Annotated in this window: 12 protein-coding genes and 1 pseudogene; 8 read left to right on the forward strand and 5 right to left on the reverse strand. The window is 68.2% G+C overall.

Annotated features, from left to right (window positions below):
- Positions 1–135: 135 nt before the first annotated feature.
- Positions 136–1,749: an FAD-dependent oxidoreductase gene (locus HUO13_RS15460; protein WP_249124862.1), complete on the reverse strand. Its 1,614-nt coding sequence runs from the start codon at positions 1,747–1,749 to the stop codon at positions 136–138.
- 467 nt (positions 1,750–2,216) lie between these two features.
- On the opposite strand from HUO13_RS15460, the gene HUO13_RS15465 reads away from it, so the two are divergent.
- The 5 genes and pseudogenes from HUO13_RS15465 (at position 2,217) to HUO13_RS15485 (ending at position 6,261) form a co-directional block, all read left to right on the forward strand.
- Positions 2,217–3,488, forward strand: a complete 1,272-nt coding sequence (locus HUO13_RS15465; protein WP_211902033.1) for a hypothetical protein — start codon at positions 2,217–2,219, stop codon at positions 3,486–3,488.
- 563 nt (positions 3,489–4,051) lie between these two features.
- Positions 4,052–4,510 (forward strand): hypothetical protein, encoded by a 459-nt coding sequence (locus HUO13_RS15470; protein WP_211902034.1) that lies wholly within the window; start codon positions 4,052–4,054, stop codon positions 4,508–4,510.
- A gap of 453 nt (positions 4,511–4,963) precedes the next feature.
- Positions 4,964–5,170 (forward strand): annotated as a pseudogene (locus tag HUO13_RS38355) (PEP/pyruvate-binding domain-containing protein); the annotation flags it as partial.
- A gap of 53 nt (positions 5,171–5,223) precedes the next feature.
- Positions 5,224–5,685 (forward strand): PEP-utilizing enzyme, encoded by a 462-nt coding sequence (locus tag HUO13_RS15480; protein WP_249124865.1) that lies wholly within the window; start codon positions 5,224–5,226, stop codon positions 5,683–5,685.
- Between the two features lie 156 nt (positions 5,686–5,841).
- Positions 5,842–6,261, forward strand: coding sequence for a VOC family protein (locus tag HUO13_RS15485; protein WP_211902035.1), 420 nt, complete (start codon positions 5,842–5,844; stop codon positions 6,259–6,261).
- A gap of 484 nt (positions 6,262–6,745) precedes the next feature.
- Here the strand turns inward: HUO13_RS15485 and HUO13_RS15490 are convergent, their stop codons facing one another.
- On the reverse strand, positions 6,746–7,675 hold the full coding sequence (locus tag HUO13_RS15490; protein ID WP_211902036.1) for a LysR family transcriptional regulator: 930 nt from the start codon (positions 7,673–7,675) through the stop codon (positions 6,746–6,748).
- 116 nt (positions 7,676–7,791) lie between these two features.
- Here HUO13_RS15490 and HUO13_RS15495 point away from each other — a divergent pair, with 116 nt between their 5' ends.
- Positions 7,792–9,765 (forward strand): FAD-dependent oxidoreductase, encoded by a 1,974-nt coding sequence (locus tag HUO13_RS15495; RefSeq protein WP_211902037.1) that lies wholly within the window; start codon positions 7,792–7,794, stop codon positions 9,763–9,765.
- Between the two features lie 79 nt (positions 9,766–9,844).
- On the opposite strand, the gene HUO13_RS15500 is transcribed toward HUO13_RS15495, so the two are convergent.
- Positions 9,845–10,522 (reverse strand): GOLPH3/VPS74 family protein, encoded by a 678-nt coding sequence (locus HUO13_RS15500; protein ID WP_211902038.1) that lies wholly within the window; start codon positions 10,520–10,522, stop codon positions 9,845–9,847.
- A 351-nt stretch (positions 10,523–10,873) separates the two neighbouring features.
- Here HUO13_RS15500 and HUO13_RS15505 point away from each other — a divergent pair, with 351 nt between their 5' ends.
- Entirely contained in the window at positions 10,874–11,455 is a 582-nt protein-coding gene (locus HUO13_RS15505; protein ID WP_211902039.1) for a hypothetical protein, read from the forward strand.
- Between the two features lie 158 nt (positions 11,456–11,613).
- Here HUO13_RS15505 and HUO13_RS15510 read toward each other — a convergent pair whose 3' ends face one another.
- Positions 11,614–12,831, reverse strand: a complete 1,218-nt coding sequence (locus HUO13_RS15510) for a metal-dependent hydrolase family protein (RefSeq protein ID WP_211902913.1) — start codon at positions 12,829–12,831, stop codon at positions 11,614–11,616.
- 23 nt (positions 12,832–12,854) lie between these two features.
- On the reverse strand, positions 12,855–14,396 hold the full coding sequence (locus HUO13_RS15515; RefSeq protein ID WP_211902040.1) for an AbgT family transporter: 1,542 nt from the start codon (positions 14,394–14,396) through the stop codon (positions 12,855–12,857).
- Between the two features lie 177 nt (positions 14,397–14,573).
- Here HUO13_RS15515 and HUO13_RS15520 point away from each other — a divergent pair, with 177 nt between their 5' ends.
- Positions 14,574–15,434: a MurR/RpiR family transcriptional regulator gene (locus tag HUO13_RS15520; RefSeq protein WP_211902041.1), complete on the forward strand. Its 861-nt coding sequence runs from the start codon at positions 14,574–14,576 to the stop codon at positions 15,432–15,434.
- Positions 15,435–15,442: the final 8 nt, after the last annotated feature.

The following is a 15,442-nucleotide window of genomic DNA, read 5'->3' on the forward strand; positions in this document are numbered from 1 at the left end:
GCTACAGAGCTGCCAAAGCAGCTCGCATGGCCGAAACCGACGTCGTCCAGCGTCAGGGCGACGTTGGGAGCTCCCGTAGGGGCGTAGAAGCGCTACCGCTTCTATGCCCCTGCGGGCCTGAGTCGTGCGCTCCCTCTACCGGCCGGCCGCCGTGTCCGCGGCGGTGAGTCCGAATACCAGCGCGGACGCGAGCCCGCCAGCATATGCGCGGTGCCACAACCCGCCCGTGTCCGACCCGGCGGCGAGGAGGCCGGACAGCACCGAGCCTGCGCTGTCGAGTACGCGGGCGCGATCGTCGATGCGGATGCCGTGGAATGGGAACGTAATCGCGGGTTCCGCTTCGATCACGTAGTAAGGCGGCTCGTTCAGCGGGAGCGGATCCAACGCCCGCTCTGGTGCGTATCCACCCGCGGCTTGCTCGTTGAACCGGCGCACCCCGTCGCGGATCACTTCCGCCGGATAGCCCCACTCTTCGGGAAGGTAGGCCAGTTCGTCCAGTTCCTCGGCCAGGCCAACCCGTCCACCACGCTTACTGGCCAGCGAAAACTTGTCGACCGCAACCCCACCCTCGACATAGGACCCGGTGATCCAGTCGCGGAAGACTCGTGAATCGGCCACCAGCAGGCCCCGGCCCTCCGGCTGCTCGAGCAGCGCCATGGTGGTGAGGTGATCACCGAGTGTCTCATCGACGAACCGGGAACCATGCACATTGAACAGCAGCGCGTGTTCGCTGTAGTACAACGACAAGTCCACGAAGTCGGCTGGGTCTGCGAACGCGATTCCGCTGGGGATGAGGTGGCCGTAGAACCCGGCGCCGTCTGGCCCGGTAGCGGCGCCCGCGGCCGTGGCCAAGCGGTAGCCGCCACCGCGGCTGTGCGGGTTCGAACGAAGTTGCATCCGGTCAGCGTTCGGGTGGACATGGGCGCGGAGAAGCTCGACGTCACCCTGAAATCCACCAGTGGCGAGCATCGTCGATCGGGCCCGCACGGTGCGGTGCGCGCCGTCCGCGGACCCCAGTTCCGCGCCCACGACAGAGCCGTCCTCAACCAGGAGGTGATCGGCTTCGGTTCGCAGCAGTATCTCGCCGCCGGCGGCCGTCACGAGGTGTCGGCAGGTGTCGAGGTAATGATTCGTGTCGAACTGGTGCCCCATGCCGAAACTCAGAATCCGCTGTGCGTCTTTGGCTTCGACACCGGTCGATCGGATCCACTCTATGCCGTCGGCGAACCGATCGACCAGTGCACGCTTGAGGGCGGTGTCCCCTCGGGGGTTGTGCTCGGCCATGACGTCGTGGCTCGGTGCCGTCCAGGCGTACCCCGCGAAGCGTGCCGAGCCACCGACATCCTCACCGGCCTCGGCCACGACAACGGATAGTCCATGGTGGACAGCGCGAGCCGCTGCGGTGAGCCCGGCCATGCCGGCGCCTATCACGAGCAGGTCAACCACCCTGCGCCTCCTTCGGCGATCGGAAAGTTCCTTTGCGCCGGCACGATCGAGCTTGCCGACCCTGGTCTGCGGTAGTTCCTTCACGGCGAACACGAACTCCGGCCACCCCGTCGCGGGCGGGCCCGCCGCGCGATGCGCGGTGATCCGACCGAGTGAGATATGCCCGCCATCGGCGGTCACGGCCAGAGGGGCGTTCGCAGGGAAGAAGCCGTCGGATGTCAGCTCGGCGGGCTCGAGAGTTCCTCCGGCCGCGTACAACGCCGCCCGGCGCATGCACATCGTCGCCTTGTAGAACTCCCGCATCAGTGGCCTGTCGTCAGTTCGAGCTATCGCTGAATTCGCATTAACCGAATTCAGTTCAAATGCTGAGCCTAGCGCTCGGCCCACGTCGGCGCAATAGCGTGTCGGTGATCATCCTGACGTAACCGTCAGGTGTGCTCGTGTGCAGCGGATGTCTGCCTGGCGGCTCACTTCCGGGCCATCGGGGCGGTGGCGCGGCATCTCGTGACGGCACCCGCAAGAGCTTCAACCTCGCCTTGGGCACGCTCACCGAGCGCAACCTTGCCATTGCTGGTGTCGTGCAGGAGGTCGCCAGGACGTCAGCACCCATCAGTCGCCCGTGAAGGTTCGATGTCAGACCAGTATCTCGCCGGGCACTCGGGTCGCGACGGGAAAGGCACGGATACCACCTCAACCGGTCAGCCGCAGCCGTAGGGTGCTTATCGGTGTGGAGTGACGACGACGTGCCGTAGGCGAGAGGCGGGCGTGCGATGGCGGTGTCCAGGCTTCTGATCGATCCGAGCACCCAGACCAGGCTGGGCGCCGAGGTGCTTGCCGAGCTGCGCGCCAACCTCTGGCCGGTGGACTGCCAGACGTGCGGCCGACCGTTCGGGCGATGGGAGAAACCGGCGCTGGCGGTGCAGGAAGTGGCCAACATCGCTGACGTGTCGCTGCACCATCGCGGCTGCCGGAAACCACGCTGGCTGGAGTACTCGCCCGCCACCGAAGCTGAGTTCAGTGCGTTCCCGCACGTCACCTGGCGGGCGAACCCATTCCTCTTGCGGATCACCAACGCACTGGTAGTCCTGATCAACCCGTACCTCGAATACGCATCGCTGCGCAGAGACGACGCGCGATGGCGGGTGGCCACGCTGGATCGGTTCGCTGCGGTCGGAATGGGCACCGACCGTTTCGACGCGGTGATCGCGCGGCCCGCTCTGTCGCTCGTGGTGGACGAGGATCGCGTATCGGCGCACATCACCGATGGGGCGGGCAAGGCGCACGGCTGGCACTTCCCAATCTCGCCGCCCGCTCGAGAAGTGCTGGATGCGAAGGAATGGCACACGATCGGCGTGACCACGGCGCTGGATCTGCGCAAACGGCTGCGGAAAAACCCGCTGCGGGCGCTGATCGCCGCACGGCAGGTGCTACTCGGAGCGGCGAGGCGGACCTACACCGAGCGGGCCCAGCTGCTGGGCGACTCGGACTTCGACAGGAAAAGCCGGATCGAGCTGATCGGTCTGATAAGCGAGATGATCCGGCGGACGCTGGGGATCCAGGTCGGTAGGGATCAGCTCGCGGCTGCGGTGGCGTGCAGCATGGGAGACAGCGGAATGCTTCTGCGGCTGTCCGGCCGGGACAAGCTGGCGTCCGCGCTTGTGGTCGCCCAGCTCTACGCGACCAGGTCACGGACCTCGGCGGGCGAGCCCGGGCATGGCGGTGGCGTGCACGTCATGGCCCCCGACCCGGCGATCGTCGACGAATGCTTCGACATGTGCACCGCGGTGTCCGAAATCAGCGGCCTCACCGTCGCCAGGTTGGCAGTCGAGCCGACGGTCGAGCAGCGCAGTACGGAGTACCTGGCCGACATCGTGATCGGAATGCCCGAGCAGTTCCGTGCCGCGTACGCGTTCTACCGCGACGGCGAGGACGATTGGGGCCTGCACGAGACCCGCGGGCGACTGGCCATGGCCATCGGCGCCGAGGCACGGCACCGCGCCGGTGACGTGATCCGTCGCTATCCCAAAGTCACCGTCGTCTAGATGTCCTATGTGGACCATTCATTCACGGCGTGGTACGGCAAGCGTATTGCGCCGACGAGCATCAGGATCACTATCGGCGGCTGCGGGCGTCCCAGCGCCGCGGCGCGTAGTGGGTTGGCTGGCTGTTGTCCCTGTTGAGTGCGGTAGGCGCCCAAGTGGGTGTGCGAACAATTCGAGTCGCATATTCTTCTGGAGCCGGAAGCCGCTGGCTGGAATGGAATATTCCGCTAACTGATCGCAATTGTGAGCTGTCGTTCAGGTCTTCGGGTCGCGGGAATTGCCGTTCGGTCTGCGCCCGTATGAACTATCTGCGTCGCCCATTCAAGTGAGCTGGCACGCGGGTTCGATGCCGTATTTCACTGATTGTGGTTGCATGACGTCTGTCGGCTTCGAGTCAGGGATCAGGAAGGAAGACAATTGCTGCCCAAATGGCCGGTCTGGAACTTCAACCGGCCGCTCGACGACGTGAAGCGGAATGTGGGGCTGTACTCAGGTGAAGCATGCGCGCTCCGTCGTCAGCTCCGGCTCTGCCGTGTAATGAAGCGAAAACTGAAGGGGAACACATGTCCGTACAGAAGATGCGATTCTCTGCCGTCGTCCTGGCGGCGCTCGTCTCCACCGTCGGGGTCGGCAGCTCCAGTCACGCCACCGCCGCCGAGAAGGCGGTGACGGCCGGCCAGGCGGCCGCTCCCGATGTGGCGGCCAGCTGCGGCAGTCGTGAGTTCTGCCTTTACTCCGGTGCTCATCAGACCGGGGAGATCTTGTTCAGGAGGGAGGTGGTTGTCCACCCGAACGGGAACGTCGCGCTCGTCCACGAGGAGAACGTGGATCCGCTGATCCACCCCCGGTCGGCACGACTTCCCGGGCTGCCCGAGGGGCTGGCCTGCATAGCCGTGCTCTATGAGGAGCCGCACTACGGCGGCGACACCCAGGAGGCGGGATACGGCTATCCACTCGACGACGTCTCGCTGGTCGAGTTGAACGGCCGGCCCGTGGGGACGATCGACTCCGATTGCGGCTGATTCCGCGCTGCCGCGTCACGGTGGGCCCATACCGGGACGGCGGACACGACCACTGCTGCCAGGGTTCAGCCCGGCGCGCCGTGAGTTCGGCGCCGTTCGCAAGTCATTCTCTGCCCGCCGAGCGCCCCCGGCCCATCTCTGGCTGGGGGCGCGTGCCCGGCATAGTGCCGAGGAGGGGTTGGTATCGATCGGGGCCTATCCGGGCGGGGCCTGCCCGTGGGCGGGTCATCGTCGATTCTCAGACGCGCGGGCTGACCACTGGGGGCACCGGTCGGCCCTTCCGTCCACACGGGCAGGCAATCGCAACCATTGGCCCGGCAACGGGTGGACGGTAGAGGCGAAGTGCCCTTGGGCCAGCATTGCCCGTGCCCGTGGCTTGCCCGGGATTCTGTTCCATACTGCCCGTCGCGAACCAACCCGACGGACGATGGAGCGAAGGACTTGGGCTACGTGATGGCCTTCGAGCAGATCGACCGGACGAACGTCGCGGACGTCGGGGGAAAGGGGGTGCACCTGGGCGAGCTCTCGCGGATCGACGGCGTTCGCGTGCCGGACGGCCTCTGCGTGACGACGGGCGCCTTCCGGCGGGTCGTGGCCCAGGCGTCGTCGATCGACGATCAGCTCGACCTGCTGTCGCGCGTGGAGCCGGACGACCGCGCGACGATCCGCACGCTGACATCTTCTACCTCCGGATCCAGGAGTTCCACGACGTCGTGCGCACCAACAACGTGGACGACAAACTTGTCCAGGAGAGGCGGGAAGCGTTCCGGTCCTACGAAGCGCTCACGCCGCCCCGGGTCCTCACATCCGACGGTGAGGCCATCACCGGCGAGTACCGGCGCGACGACGCCCCGCCCGGCGCTCTGGCCGGCCTGCCGGTCTCGGCCGGCACCGTCGAGGGCCGGGCCCGTGTCGTCGTGGACATGGCGCAGGCCGACCTCGAGGCGGACGACATCCTGGTCACCGCCTGCACCGACCCCAGCTGGACTCCCTTGTTCGTCGCCGTCGACGGTCTGGTGACGGAGGTAGGCGGCCTGATGACGCACGGCGCGGTGATCGCGCGGGAGTACGGGCTGCCGGCCGTCGTGGGCGTGGAGCGAGCCACCCGGCTCATCCAGGACGGGCAGCGGATCCGTGTCAACGGCACCGACGGGTACGTCGAGATTCTCGCCTGAGCCGCCGTATCGGACCCCGGCCTTCAGCATTCGAGGTAGGCGGTGTTCGGCGCTCGGTCATCGCAGGTCGTCCCTGCCGACAATCTTGACGCATAGAGTGGCGATCACTCGAACTGGATTTCTAGACTGCCCTGCACCGTCAGATGAGGAGAAAGCGTGAAACCCAAGACCACCGTTGTTTCACTGCCAGTCGTCGATCTGGACAGATCACTGCGCTTTTACAGAGACGGTCTGGGGTTGACCACCGACGGCATCGACGACGGCATCATGTTGTTCGAGTTGCCGAACCTCTCCCTGTTCCTCGTTGGCCGGGACGAGTTCGCGAAATACAGCGGCCGCGCCGGCGTTGCTCCTCGTGATCCGTCTGCGGCGGCCGGGTGCATCATCTCGTGCGCCATCGGCAGCCAACAGGAGGTCGACGACATCCTCGTTCGTGCCGCAGCAGCAGGCGGATCAGCTCCGCAGCCGGCCGGGGACCACGACGGGTCCTACACCGGGTACTTCACGGACCCGGACGGACACGTCTGGGAGCTCGTGTTCAACGCCCACACAGAAGCGGCTCCGTCACCGACGTGAGCCGCAGGTGGTCCGTGCACATCCTGCACTCGGTCGGTTCGCCACCCCGGGTCGGCAGACAGCAATGTGCGAGCGCTGGCCCTCCGCCCGCTGTGCCCCTCGGCCGCAGGCGGCCCTCGCCCGCGACCGGCTGGGCGAGTTCCAGGCTCAGGCCGCCATCGCGGCACTCAGACTCGTCGGCATGATCAGCTTGTGCGACGTCGCCCCGTCGCTGCCACACCCTGTCCGACGTCGGCCCGGTCGCTGCCGCACACCGAGGTCGGGGAACTGGTCGACGCACCAGGACATGGAGGGATCGGCCCGCGTCGACGAGCCGGCGTGCCAGTGCGCTGCCGGCCGAACCGGCCCCGACGATGACGTGGTCGCTGCTGGCATCCGAGTGCATGGAATCCTCTTCGTTCGTTGGCGAAACGCGGTCTGCGGTGTGTTTCCACGGGTACCAGGGCGAGTTGACCCGGCGCGACCCGCAGTTGTTGCGAGGTCTTCAAGCTTCTCGGCCGTCGACCAGGTGTAGGCCGGTTCCGGACCTGCCGACCTGCGACGCGACCCGCGCCCAGGTGCGTTCCACGGTTCGGACGGCGTGCGCGATGGTCGCTCTGGGCTTGCGGTGCGTGATCCGGTAGATGGTGCGAGCGGGTGGATCTTCGACAACCGGGTGGACCGTGCAGCCGGTGCGTTCCACCAGGTCCGCGGCCAGGAAGGCCGGAGCGACCGCCCACACGTCGGGTGCCTGGAGGAAAGGCCAGAGCGCGAACGCCTTGGCGACCTCGGCCAGCGGCTCGGCCCACGGGAAACGTTGCCGCCATGCCAGCAGGTCGGGTCCCCAGGGCAGCCGCACCTCCCGGTCCAGTCGCAGGTCCTGCAACGAAACGGGGTGGCCGTCGACGGCACCGGTCTCGAAGCCCCGCGCGAGGAACAGCCTCATCTCGCTGGTCGCGACCGGCTCCACGCGCAGGTCGGCGTGCACGCGTTCGAAGAAGACGAAACCGACGTCGAGATGGCTCAGCGCGACCCGGTCGCTCACGACGGGCCCGGTGGCGGTCTCCACGGTGATCCGAGGAGCGGTGGGGTCCTGCGCCAGTTCGCGCAGCACCGGTGGAAGCACGTGGATCGCGATCGCGTCCGCTGCCCCGATGCGCACCGGAACGTGGTGCCGGTTGCGGATCCGCCGCGTCTCCTCGGCCAGGTCCTCCCACCGCTCGGCGACGGCGAGGAAGTTCTCCCCGGCCGTGGAGAGGGTCGTGCGCTTGTCGCCGCGGGCGCGTTCGACCAGTCGCTGCCCCATGCGGCGCTCCAGCGCCTGCAGCCGGTAGCTCACCGTCGACTGGGAGGCGTGCAGCGCTTCGGCGGCCGCGCCGAGGCTGCCGAAGCGGGCGATTGCGAGGAACGTCTCGATCTCTTCGGGAACCAGCACATGAACGCTTTCGATGTTTGAAGCCGAATACTTCGACGTGACTTCGATCGTGGCGCGACCTAGCGTTCCTGGCAACCAGCCACCTCTTCTTGCCGAGGCCGTACCGGAGGGCAACGATGTCCACCTCGCACGAAGCACTGCTGAGTCCGTTCACCCTCGCGGGCCGCACTCTCAGGAACCGGATCGCGCTGACGGCGCATGGCGACAAGCTCGCGCGGGACGGCCGGATCACGGAGCGGCTCATCGGTCACTACGAGCGGCGTGCCGCAGGCGGCGCGGGCCTGATCGTCACAGGCGGCTCCGCCTCGGTGCACCAGGACGCCGCGAACCCCGGCATGATCGCTCTCTGGGCCCCCGAGAACGAGCCGCTGCTCGCAGATCTGGCCGACCGGGTCACCCGCCACGGTGCGGTCCTGCTCTGCCAGGCTTCGCACCGCTCGGTCCGGGAAAGCCCGATGGGGCGTGACCCGTGGCTCGTGGCCCCGTCGCACGGTGCGGCCGGCGGTGGGCATGGCGCGCCGGACGAGTTGGGGGAGTCCCAGATCCAGGACGTCCTGCGGGCCTACGCCGAGGCCGCGCGGCGGCTGCACCGCTGCGGGTTCGACGGCATCGAGGTCACGGCCTTCGGAAGCCACCTCATCGAGATGTTCTGGAGTCCGGTGCTCAACCGGCGCACCGACCGCTACGGCGGATCGCCGGACAACCGGCTTCGCTTCGGCCGCGAGGTGCTGGATGCGGTCGCCTCCGCCGTGCCCGACGACTTCGTCGTCTCCTTCCGGATGTCCGGCGACGCGCTTTCCACGGCTACCGGGCTCAGTCCCGCGGACCTGCTGGACATCGCCGGGGCGATGAGCGGCCATCCAGGGATCGACCTGTTCAGCGTGTCGGGCGGCAGCGGCATGACCGCCCGCGGCCACGCCGCGACCGTGCCCACCGAAGCGATGTCCCCGGCCTGCTACAACCACCTCGGCCGCGATTTCCGCGAGCGGGTCGGCCAGCCGGTTCTCGTCGCCGGGCGGGTTCTCGACGCCGACCTCGGGGAGCGGACCATTTCCGCGGGTGACGCGGACCTGGTCGGTATGACCCGTGCGCTCATCGCGGACCCCGACCTGCCGGCACGGCTGGCCGCCGGTGCCGCCGACCGGGTCCGGCCCTGCATCGCGATCAACGAGGGCTGCCGCCGTGTTGTCGTCGGCCACGCGCTGGCGTGCACGGTCAACCCGAGCGTGGGGGAGGAGGGCCTGGACGCTTTCGCCTCCGCGGCCGTCCCGCGACGGATCGTCGTGGTGGGGGCGGGCCCCGCCGGTCTGGAAGCCGCCCGGATCGCCGCCACGCGGGGCCACGCGGTCACCATCCACGAGCGGACCGGCAGGCTCGGAGGCCAGGTGCGGTTGGCCTCCACCGTCGGCAACCGCCCGCACCTGGCTCGCCACGTCGACTGGCTGGAACGCGAGATCCACCGGCTCGGAGTCGAGATCCGCCTGGAGTCCGAGCTGTCCCCGGCCGACGTCGACCGGATCGTCGAGGATGGCGTCGACGCTGTGGTCATCGCTGCAGGTTCGACCGCGTTCGTGCCACCGGAGGCCGCCGGCCTGGACTGTCCGTCGGTGACCGAGTTCGAGCTGTTCGACGGCACCGCGGAGCCGCGGGCCGGTGCGCGTGTTCTGGTCTACGACGCCGAAGGACATCGACGAGGTGCCGACGCCGCACTCCTCCTCGCCGGCCGGGGAGTGGCCGTCACGCTCGCCACGCCGCACGAGTCCCCGTTGACGCACCTCGAACCGCCCAACCGTCCCGAGCTGGAGCAACGGCTGCGTGCTTCGACCACGCGGGTCCTCCCTGACCAGCAGCTCGCAGGTGTCGGGGACGGCCGGCTGCTGCTGCGTGATGCCTGGACGGAGGAACCGATCGAGGCCGAGGCGTACCAGCTCGTGGTGTTCGTCGGGTACCGGCGCCCGCTCGGCGAGCTCCACGGACATCTGAGCGCGACGGCCCCTGAGATGCCTGTCCACGTAGTCGGCGATGCCAAGGCGCCTCGCTTGCTCCGGAACGCCATATCCGACGGAGTGCGGGCCGGGATCGCCCTGTAGTCCGACCTCTGTTCGATCGTAGGCGTGGGTGTCCAGAGTGGACGCGTCCTCGGATGGATCGGGAACCGTCATGCAGCAGTCAGGAGAGGGTCGTGACGACTGCGGCGGCACTGGCGGCGGAGAAGGACGCGGCGATGCGGGTCACCGCGCTGTTCACCGCCGCCGCTCCCCAGTTGCCCTGCTCGAGTTCCTTCGCGCGGGTCGCGACCGCGCTCGACCACTTCGGGACGGGGTCCAGGCTCGGCAGAGTGCCGCTGGCCGAGATGAGGGCGGTGATCGCTGCGAGGCGGGCATCGGGGCTCTCGCCGTGTTCCAGGGCTGAGCGCATCTGCTCGCGTAGCGCGGGTTCGTGCCCGGTGTCCGCGGCGGGCAAGCTCGTCGTCGGGAACAGCCCGAGGAAGCGCGTGCGCTCCCGACGGAGCAGTCCGCGCTGGACGAGGCGTTCGGTCACCGGCTTCCAGAGCCCGGAACCGATCGTGACCAGCAACGTCTGGACCTGCCGGGGACGTGCCGCGATCGTGTCGTAGCTGGATTGGAGCAGCGGGTCGGGAAGTGCGCCGTCTCCCACGGCGACGACCTTCGTGCCCTTGTACCAGGCGCTGCTGCCCTCGGGCTGGATCCTGCCGAGGAGGGCGAGCTCGACGAGCACGGCACCACCCAAGGTCTGGTGGAGGGTCCCGGCTCCGGCCGGGATGCCGTACTTGTCGTCGAGCATCAGCAGCAGCACGTCCTCGACGATCAGCGTGTTGTCCTGCATGGTCGCTATCTCCTTGATCGGTGTCCGGGGGTTCGAGCCGTCAGACCGGCCCGGCCGGTGCGGCGCGACCAGTGACCGTCATCCGGTCGGAGCAGTCCTGTGGAGGCCAGCCGACACCATGCCCTTGGGGCATGGTCAACCCCGTCGCCTTTCCGGGATGCGATCACAGATGGCGAGTACGAATGAGCGCGGCAGGACGATCGAGCCGGGTCATCATCGTCGCCAGGCCACCGGCCACCGCGGGGGACGCGCGATGCACAACGTGGTCGCCAGTCACTTGGGATCGCCTCGCGGGCGGTATGCGATCTGTTCTGGCTGGCAGCTCGACGCAGGTGTCCATAGCCTCCGCTCATGGTGGTGCAACGATTGCAAGCGGCGGCGCTTCTCCTGGGGCCGCTGATCTTTGCGCTGTCGCCGTTCTTCTGGGTCGACGGCCATTACGGGATCACCGGCGGAACGCTGATCGCGTTGTCCATGGTGCCGTGGGTGTACGGGTTGATCGGCGAGTACGAGCGGTTGCGGGAGCGTGTGCCCACCCTGGCGGGACTGTGGTTGTTGCTGCTGGTGATCGGGATGTTCGGCAGTATCGCCTTCGGACTGCAGGGGTTCTTCGAGGGAGTGTTCGACATTACCGAGCGGGTGTCCCTGGCCGCCCTGGACGAATACCCGCCGCACAGCTTGTTCCTGCTGTGGCTACCGGGGCCGAGCTTCCCGCTGGCCCTGCTGGCATTCGGCGTACTCCTCGGTTGGACCCGAATGGCGCCCCGGTGGGTCGCGGTCCTGGTCTGCCTCGCCGCAGTCGCGTTTCCACTGGCCCGGGTTCTCCGGACCGACTGGGTCGCCTACATCGCCGACCTGCTGATGGTGCTGGCGTTCGGCCTCCTCGCTTGGCGTGCCTGGCACCGGCCGGTTGCGGCCGCCACGTCCGATTAGCGTGAACGAGACGGCCGGGTTCGGTGCGCAGGACTCCTTGCGTTCGTCGTGCGCGTCGGGCTCATCTGCCCGCTGGTGCGGGTGGCACAGGTGACCTGGTTCGCCGAGCTGTTCGACATCGCGGAGTCGATCACGGACCTTTCAGCAGAGCGGCAGCGTCAGGTGGCCTGGTGGACGATTTCGCCCGCTTGGACCACCAAGCGCAGGGGTTTGGTGAGGGCAGTGATGTCGGCCAGCGGATCGGTGTCCAGGACTACCAGGTCGGCGTGGGCGCCGGAGGCGAGAGTTCCGATCTCCCCGGGCATCCGGAGCAGGTCCGCGGCCACGGTCGTGGCGGAGCGGACGATGTCCAGTGGCTTCTGCACCTCGGCCCGGATGCGGAACTCCTCGCGCTGGTACGGCTGCATCCCGCCGAGCAGGTCGGTGCCGAACACGACGTTGACTCCGCCGCGCACGGCGCGCTCGAGCGCGGCGAGTCCGCCTTCGAGCACCTGCGCGACCTTGTCCCAACTGCTTTGGGGCAGCCCGTGGTCCATACCCTCCCGCTGCAACGCCCAGTAGGTGACCAGGGTCGGCACCAGGTAGGCGTTGCGTTCGACGAGCAGCTGCACGCCTCGGTCGTCCAACAGGTTTCCGTGCTCGACGCAGCGCACTCCGGCCTCCAGCGCACGGTTGATCGCCGCCGGTGGGTAGGCGTGCACGGTCACATATCGTCCGGCGGCCCCTGCCTCGTCGACGATCGCGCGCAGTTCGTCCATGGAGTACTGCGTCGAGTCGATGTGGTCGGTCGGAGAAGCGACTCCTCCGGAGGCCATCACCTTGATGTGGTGGGCGCCGCGGCGCAGCTCGTCGCGCGCGGCCAGCCGGACGCCGTCGACGCCGTCGGCGACCCGGCTCGAACCGCCGCAGAACGGGTGGTCGTCGTAGACCCGGATCCCGGCGGGGCGCTTGTCGCCGTGCCCGCCCGTCTGGCTCAGCGCCTTGCCACCGAATATGAGCCGTGGTCCGCGGATCAACCCGTCGACCTGTGCGGCGGCGAACCCGTAGTCCGCGCCGCCGACGTCGCGGACGGTGGTGAAGCCGCGGTCCAGCATCGCGCCCATGTTGCGCACCGCGCCGGCCGCGATGTAGCTCGGCGACCAGCCGCGCAAGGCGGTGGTGTCAGCGGTGATCCCCGCGACGTGCACGTGGGCGTCGATCAGCCCTGGCAGCACGTACGCGCCGCGCAGGTCGATTTCGGTGGCCGCGGCGAACCCGGCTGCGCGGCCGTCGGATTCGGCGATCCGGCCGTCGGCGCACACCAGGTCGGCTTCCCGGTAGGTGCCGGATTCGACGTCGAGCAGGTGAGCGTTGCGCAGAACCAGCGAGGTGGCCAACTCGAGCATCCTTTCGGTAGTGGTCAGCGTGCCGTTCCGCCGAACCCGAACGGGATGTCCAACGCCCACCAGCCGAAGAACAGTGCGGTCCAGGAGAGGAACATCGCGGCGGCGAGTGGGGTGGTCATCGCGGCGAGCGTGCCGATGCCGGCCTTCTTGCGGTGCTGCTGGATGAAGCCGAGCGCCATGATGAAGTACGGGCTCATCGGGGTGACGACGTTGGTGCAGGAGTCGGCGATCCGGTACAGGGCGAGCGTCGTTTCCGGTGGGATGTCGAGCAGCATGAACATCGGGACGAAGACCGGGGCGACGAGTGCCCACTGCGCCGACCCGCTCGTGATGAACAGGTTGATCAGGCTGATGACGACCAGCAGTCCGCCGAAGAGCAGCACGCCGTGCGCCCCGGCCGCGCGGAGCACGTCGGCACCGTGCAGCGCGATGAGCTCCCCGACCCTGGTCCACTTGAAGTAGGCCAGGAACTGCGAGATGACGAAGAACAGCACCAGGATCGGTGCCATGTCGCGTATCCCGCCCGCCATCATGGTGGGTACGTCACCAACAGACCTGATCTCACCGACGGTCACTCCGTAGGCGATGCCGACGAGCGCGAAGAAGAGCGCGAGGAACACGGCGATGTCGGCGACCAGGAGGGATTCGAGCAAGGAGCCTCCTTCGCCGCGCAGGGGCGACCAAGGAGGAATCACCGCCGCCGTCAGGACGACGACGAACCCGGCGGCGGCGATTCCGGCGTTGCGCATGCCACGCCGTTCGACCGCGCTCAGCTGCAACGCCGTGTCGTGCTCTGGATGCTCGGTGGCGTCGTCGTCGACCCGCAAGTCGACGCGTTTGGCGAGGTAGGTCTCGACGACCAGCGTGATCACCGCTGCCAGCAGGATCGACGAGACGGCGGAGAAGAAGTAGTTCGCCGCGGGCGAGACGACGTAGGCCGGATCGATGGTGTGGGCGGCCGCTTCGGTGAGGCCGGCGAGGATCGCGTCGTTGGGGATGAGGATCGGACTTGCCGCGCTACCACCGGAAATCGCGACCAGCGCCACGACGATGCCCAGCACCGGGCTGCGCCCGGCGGCCCGGAACACCACCCCGCCGAGGGGGATCAGCACGATGTAGGCGGCATCAGCTCCAACGTGGGCGAACATCGCGACCAGCGCCAGCACGAAGGTCACCCAGCGCGGCGAGACGCGCGAGAGGCTGGCCCGGATGGCCGTGTGCAGCAGGCCGCTCTTGTCCGCGACCGCCACCCCGAGCATGACGACCAACGCGGTGCCCAGCGGCGGGAACGAGGTGAAGTTCTCGATCAGGTCGCCGACGACCAGCTGGAGGCCGGCGTCGGAGAGCAGGTTCTGCGCGGTGATGAGCTTTCCGCTGGCCGGCGACACGGCACTGACACCGAGTGCGGACAACGCCCAGCTGGCCACGGCGAGCAGCGCACTGAGGATCGCGAACAGCAGGAAGGGATGAGGAAGCAGGTTCCCGGCTCGTTCGATGAGCCCGAGCACACCGGTGGCCGACGATCTCGATGCGGGTGCTGCATGGCGGTCGCTCACGGGCAGTCTCCTCAGCAAGCGGAGTCCGGTCGGCGAGTGCGGACGGGGATCTCACCGGCGATGTGAGGATGCAACGTATGGCATATTTCAGCCAGAGGCAACGATCGTTGCATTGCGATCGGGCAGGCCCTACCCTCACGTCCGAACCGGTGGCCGCGACGAGGAAGAAGGGCACGGATGGGCCTGGAAGGCTGGGTGCGGGAGCGCGCCGACACGACAACCATGGGGCCGAAGGCCCGCCAGGTCGTCGATCTCCTCGCGCGCAACCCGAAGTTCTGCGCCTACGCCTCGGCATCGCAGCTCGGTGCCCGGGTCGGCACCGATGCCAGCACGGTGGTGCGCACCGCGAAGGCGATAGGGTTCGCGGGCTGGCCCGAACTGCAGGCGGAGCTGCGCAGCAGGTACCTGTCGTCCCTCGACGCGACCGCACTGCTGGATCTGCACCAGGACAGCGACAACGCCGATCCGATCGTCCGCGCGTTGCGCAACGATCTCGATGCCCTGACCGAGACCGCACGCACCCTCGACGTGTCGGCCTGCCGGGCCATCGCGACCGCGATCGCCACCGCCGGCCGGACCCTCGCCGTCGGTTCCGGAAGCTTCGCGGGACCGCTGACCCAGCTCGTCCACGTCGCGTCCCGGCTGGGCTTCACCGTCGACCTGGCCGATCACGGCGGCCGCAACCTGATCACGAGCCTGGGCCTGCTGCGGCCAGGGGATGCGCTGGTCATCCTGCATCCCTGGCGACTCACGGCCGACGTGCTCGCCGCGGCCACCGTCGCCCGTGATCAAGGCAGCACGGTGTGCGTGATCTCCGATTCGCACAGCACCCCGTTGACCCGGCTGGCCGACCACCAGGTCGTCGTCCCGGCTGAGGGCGTCTCGCACTTCCCGACGCTGACCCCCACCACCGCGGTCGTCCATGCGGTTCTCGCCGAACTGACCGAGCAGGCCGGAGACACCGGCAAGGCCGCCATCAAACGTCACGACCGGGTCTTCGCGCAGGTGGAGAAACTCCGGCGCGGCAACCATTCGTGACCCGACCG

The sequence above is a fragment of the Saccharopolyspora erythraea genome, assembly GCF_018141105.1.
GTDB lineage: Bacteria > Actinomycetota > Actinomycetes > Mycobacteriales > Pseudonocardiaceae > Saccharopolyspora_D > Saccharopolyspora_D erythraea_A.